The organism is Rhodococcus sp. P3_B8 (assembly GCF_056402775.1).
The window spans coordinates 1-5500 of record NZ_JBFUGT010000383.1 but is presented as its reverse complement, the minus strand read 5'-3'; the positions used below and the strand labels follow the sequence as shown (position 1 = coordinate 5500).

Annotated in this window: 2 protein-coding genes; one reads left to right on the top strand and one right to left on the bottom strand. The window is 69.9% G+C overall.

The annotated features are described in order from the left end of the window. Positions 1 to 60: 60 nt before the first annotated feature. On the top strand, positions 61 to 4218 hold the full coding sequence (locus AC1D1G_RS40935) for a TIGR02680 family protein (RefSeq protein ID WP_477956468.1): 4158 nt from the start codon (positions 61 to 63) through the stop codon (positions 4216 to 4218). 39 nt (positions 4219 to 4257) lie between these two features. Here AC1D1G_RS40935 and mshC read toward each other — a convergent pair. Continuing rightward, positions 4258 to 5500 (bottom strand): cysteine--1-D-myo-inosityl 2-amino-2-deoxy-alpha-D-glucopyranoside ligase (gene mshC, locus AC1D1G_RS40930; RefSeq protein ID WP_477956467.1); only part of this gene is annotated, 1243 nt, incomplete at its 5' end.

Genomic DNA, 5500 nt, shown 5'->3' with positions numbered 1-5500 from the left:
CCGCACACCCGAGATCGACCTGTTCCAGAGCTCAGCGAACGACAGCGAGGAAGTCACAGCATGACGAGTGCGCGTTTCCGGCCCACCCGCGCCGGGATCATCAACCTCTGGGACTACCGCGATCAGGAGTTCTCCTTCGCCGACGGTCGCCTCGTTCTCCGCGGTCCCAACGGATCCGGCAAGACGAAGGCCCTCGAAGTGCTGTTCCCGTTCGTCCTCGACGGCCGGATCGAACCCCGGCGGCTCAATCCGTTCGCCGGCGAGGAACGCACCATGAAGTCGAACCTCCTGTACCGCGGGCAGGACAGCGCGTACTCGTACGTCTGGATGGAGTTCTGCCGCGGCGCGAAGGACGACCCCGAGGCCGTCACCGTGGGCATCGGCATGCGCGCCACCCGCACCAACGACAAGGTCACGCGCTGGTACTTCGTCGCCGACGGACGCGTCGGCGTCGACTTCTCCCTGCTCGGCAGCGACGACCGTCCGCTCACGAAGAAGCAACTGGGCGAACAGATCGGCACCGACTCCATCACCGACCGGCCGCTCGACTACCGCGCCGCGATCGACGCCCGGATGTTCGGGCTCGGCGTCCAGCGCTACGACCAGCTGATCAACCTCATCCTCACGCTCCGGCGACCTCAGCTCGCGAAGAACCTCGACCCCAAGGGACTGTCGCAGGCACTCACCGACGGTCTGCGACCGCTCGACGAGCAACTGGTCCTCGAGGCCGCCCGTTCGTTCAGCGACATGGAGGAGGTCGGCCGGGCGCTCGAGGGGCTGGCCGCGGCGGACCAGGCGGCACAGAGCTTCGTCGGCGTGTACGCGAAATACCTTCGCCAGCAGGCACGTACGGACGTCGACCACCTCGCTACCCGCCTGGAGGCCGTCCGATCCGGTATCGCCGCCCTCCATGGGGCGGCAGCGGACCGGGCCCGCAGCCAGGAGAGTCGAGCGGCCGCCGAAGAACGCTTCACCGCCGCCGAACGCGCACTCGACCAGGCAAATGCCACCCTGGACGCGCTGAAGCGGTCGACGGCATACGAGGGACGGACACAACTCGACGACCTCGCGCAGGCCGTCTCGACGCTCGAGAAGTCGACCGAACTGCAGGCCGAGAAGGCGCGCAAGGCCAAGGCGACCGTCGAACAGCGAGCCGAGGAACACGCCAAGGCCGGTGACGCCGTCGCACGCGCCGTCGAGGCGCTCACCCACGCCGAAGACGAACTTCACCTCGCCGCCGAGGACGCGGGAATCACCTGGACCGCACTCCCCGAGAACGCGCGCACCGACCAGCTGACCGCGGCGCTGCGCGGGCACACCGAAGAACGCGACGGCGACATCCGCGCGGTCCGGGCCGCGCTCGCCACCGTCGAGAGGGCCGCCACCGAACGGACCAGGGCCGACGAGGCGGCACGCCGCGGCCAGGAGCAACTCGACACCGCGAAGGTGGCCGTTCTCGAGGCCGAGACGGCGGTCGAGTCGGCCCGCAGCCGCTGCGCCGGCGAACTCCGATCCTGGTGGACGGAACAGTCGTCCCTCTACGCCGAGATCGACGCGCCCGCTTCCTTGTTCGAGGCCCTGGACACCGCCCTCGGCCGGATCGGCGACGACGACGCCGCCACCCTGTCGGAGACGCTGACCGAACAGACGACGGACGCCGTCGACGCGCTCCGGCTGCGTCGTCAGCAGTACGACCGCGACGTCGCCGCCGCCGAGGAGGCTATCGCCGAACACGAATCCGCCCGCGCGGCCATCGAATCCGAGCACGACGACGCCCCGCCGCTCTCGGCCGCCCGGCAGGACGCCCGGTCCCGGCTGACCGGTGCACCGCTGTGGCGCCTCGTCCGCTTCGCCGACGGTGTCGACGTCGCCGCGGCGGCAGGAATCGAAGCCGCACTGCAGGCCGCGAATCTCCTCGACGGCTGGGTGCCCGTCGACGACGCACTCCCCGACGTCGAATCCGAACAGTTCCTCGTGGCCCTTCCGGCCGGGGATCGGCCCACCGGCACGACCCTCGCCGACGTTCTCGAGGTCGAACAGGACACGGGCGTTCCCGACGATCGCGTGCGCGGGATCCTCGAGTCCATCGCCCTCGAATCCCTCGACCTGTCCGAAGGTCCGGTCGGTGTCGCCGAAGACGGTGCGTACCGGCAGGGAATCCAGCGCGGACGCCACACGAAATCGGACGCCGAGTACATCGGAACCACCGCACGGGCCCGCAGGCGCGCCACCCGTATCGCCGAACTCGACAGGATCCTCGAGGAAACGCGGGCGACCCTCGACGAGACCCGGGCGGCCGCGGATGCGGCAGCGGCGCTGCTGTCGCGGACCACCGCGGCGGCGCAGGCCCTGCCCCGCACCGGATCCATCCTCACGGCGCTGAAGAAGGTCACCGAATCCGCAGGCGCACTCCGCAGCCGCTCCGACACGGCGACAGCGGTCGGTCGCGAACTCGACCAGGCCATCGCCGACCTGTCCGCGAAGGAGAAGCAACTCCGGGCCACTGCGTCCACGCACCGGACTCCCCACGTCGCCCGCGAGATCGACTCGCTCGCCGCGGCCGTCCGGCATTTCGAGAAGCAGGGCGAGATGGTGCAGCGGTGCAGGCGCGAACACGCCAAGGAGGTGGAGCACACCCGCGAGTCCGAGGACCGACTGCACGAGGCGCGCGGCAGCGCGGAGGAGTTCGCGGAAGAAGCTGCCATCGCCGAAGAGGTTCTCGCGCAACAGGTCCAACGCCTCGAGACGCTGCGCGACACGCTGGGAGCGGGGGCCGAGCAGTTGGACCGGCAACTCGAGGAGGCGCACGCGCGGATCGAGGCATGCAACAAGGAGCAGCGCGACGCCCGCAAGGCCGACAAGGACGCGGGGGAGGCCATCGGTAAAGCCGAGGGCGCGTACAACACCGCCGTCCAGACGCTCCGGCTGGCGCTCACCGAAACGCACGCCGACGCCGCCCGCCTCGCGCCGTACGCCCGGCGCGACCTACTCGAACTCCTCGGCGTCGACGGCGGCCACACCTGGCCGGCGAGCTCGGCGGCGTGGATGAGTGCCGAACAGCTGGTGTATCGAATCCAGAACGCCGAAGACGACACCCCGATCCTGCCGCCCGAAGTGGACGCACTGTTCCGCGCACTGGACGGCGCCACCGAATCGGTGCGGGTCAGCGACTCGGCGCGCAAGTCGACGCGCACCGCGCTCACCACCGCGCTGCAGGATTTCGACGCACAATTGGCGGCCGCCGGCCAGGACTACCGGTTGCAGTGGGACGCCCCGGACGGCGTGACCGTGGTGCAGGTGCAGGACGACGAGGGTTACTCGTCGATCGGCGAGTTCGCCGCCCGCATCGCGTCCGCTCGCTCCGATCAGGAACTGCTGCTCACCGAATCCGAGCGTCGCATCCTGGAGGACGCGCTGCTCACGGGTCTCGCACAGCAGATCCACGAACGGACCGTCGACGCCCGCGAACTCATCGCCCGGATGGGCACCGAGATGCGGGAGCGCCGGATGTCGTCCGGCAACACCATTGGGGTCCACTGGGTGCTCGCCGACAACCTCGACGACAGCGCGAAGGCGATCTCCAAACTGCTCGAGCGCGACACCTCGGCGCTGGGGCCGGACGAGCTCGCCACGATGCGCGCCCACTTCGCCCATCAGATCAGGACTGCCCGCGCAGCCCACCCGGAGCGTTCGTACCCGGAGATCCTGGCGTCCGCCCTCGACTACCGGCGGTGGCGGGTGTTCTCGTTCACCCTGATCAGCGGCAACGGCAACGAGGACCGGCTGACCGTCGCCCGGCACAGCGCACTCTCCGGCGGCGAGCAGTCCGTCTCGCTGCACCTGCCGTTGTTCGCCGCAGCGCACGTCATGCTCGATTCCGCCGACCCCCATGCACCGCGACTGCTGGCGCTGGACGAGGCGTTCGCCGGCGTCGACGACAACGGCCGGGCCGAACTGCTCGGCCTCAGCGTGCAATTCGACCTCGACCTGTTCATGACCGGGTTCGACCTGTGGATCACGTACGGCGGCGTGCCGGGGTGCGCGCACTACGATCTGGCGCACTCGACAGCCGAGCAGAGCGTCAGCGCCACGCTGCTCGTGTGGTCGGATGGCGAACTACTCGCCGAACACGACGGCACCGACCTGGCGCAGGCGCTCGGTTCGCCCCTCCGCAGGCGCGTCCCGACGCCCGCGGAGGGTGCCCTCGAGTTCGCCTGACCCGTGAGTACTTGTTAACCGCGGGCGGTTGACAAGTACTCACGGGCGCCGGAGGCGCACACCGAGCAGGGCGTCCACGGCGGCGGCGAATTCGCCCGGCGCGTTCGTGTCCGAGCCACCGTTGTCGAGGGCGCGACGGGCCCAGCCGTCGAGGGCGTCGAGCGCCTTCGGGGTGTCGAGATCGTCCGCGAGATGCTGACGCAGGCGGGCGATCGTGTCGGTGGCCGACTGCGCCGACTCGAGTGCGGCGGCGTCCTTCCACAGCTGCAGCCGGGTGTGGGCGTCGGCGAGAACCTGCTCGGTCCACGGGCGGTCCTGTCGGTAGTGCCCGGACAGCAGTCCGAGGCGGATGGCGGCCGGGTCGACACCCTCGCCGCGCAGCTTCGACACGAACACGAGGTTGCCGCGACTCTTCGACATCTTCTCGCCGTCGAGACCGATCATGCCGGTGTGCACGTAGTGGCGGGCGAAGCGACGGTCGCCCGTGGCCGACTCGGCGTGCGCCGCGGAGTACTCGTGGTGCGGGAAGATCAGGTCGCTGCCGCCGCCCTGCACGTCGAAACCCGAGCCGATGCGGTTGAGGGCGATGGCCGAACACTCGATGTGCCAGCCGGGGCGCCCGGGACCGAACGGCGACGGCCACGACGGCTCCCCCGGGCGGACCGCACGCCACACCAGCGCGTCGAGGGGATCTTCCTTGCCGGGGCGGTCGGGGTCGCCGCCGCGCTCGGCGAAGAACTTGTCCATCGTCTCGCGGTCGTAGCCGGACTCGTACCCGAACTGCTCGGTCGCATTGGCGCGGAAGTACACGTCGGGGAATTCGGGGTCGTCGACGACGTAGGCGGCGCCGGACGCGACGAACTTCTCGACCATCTCGATCACTTCGCCGATCGACTCCACCGCGCCGATGTAGTCGCGCGGGGGCAGCACCCGGAGGGCTTCCATGTCTTCGCGGAACAGCGCGGTCTCGCGCATGCCGAGGACGACCCAGTCCTCGCCGTCGCGGTTGGCGCGCTCGAACAGCGGGTCGTCGACGTCGGTGACGTTCTGGACGTAGTGCACGTCGTGCCCGGCGTCACGCCAGATCCGGTTCACCAGATCGAACGTCAGGTACGTGGCCGCGTGACCGAGGTGGGTGGCGTCGTAGGGGGTGATACCGCACACGTACATCGTGGCCGTGCGTCCGGGAGTGACGGGACGTACCTGCCGGTCAGCGGTGTCGAACAACCGCAGCGGAGGCCCCTGGCCTGGAACGGACGGGACAGCGGTTTCGGACCAAGAC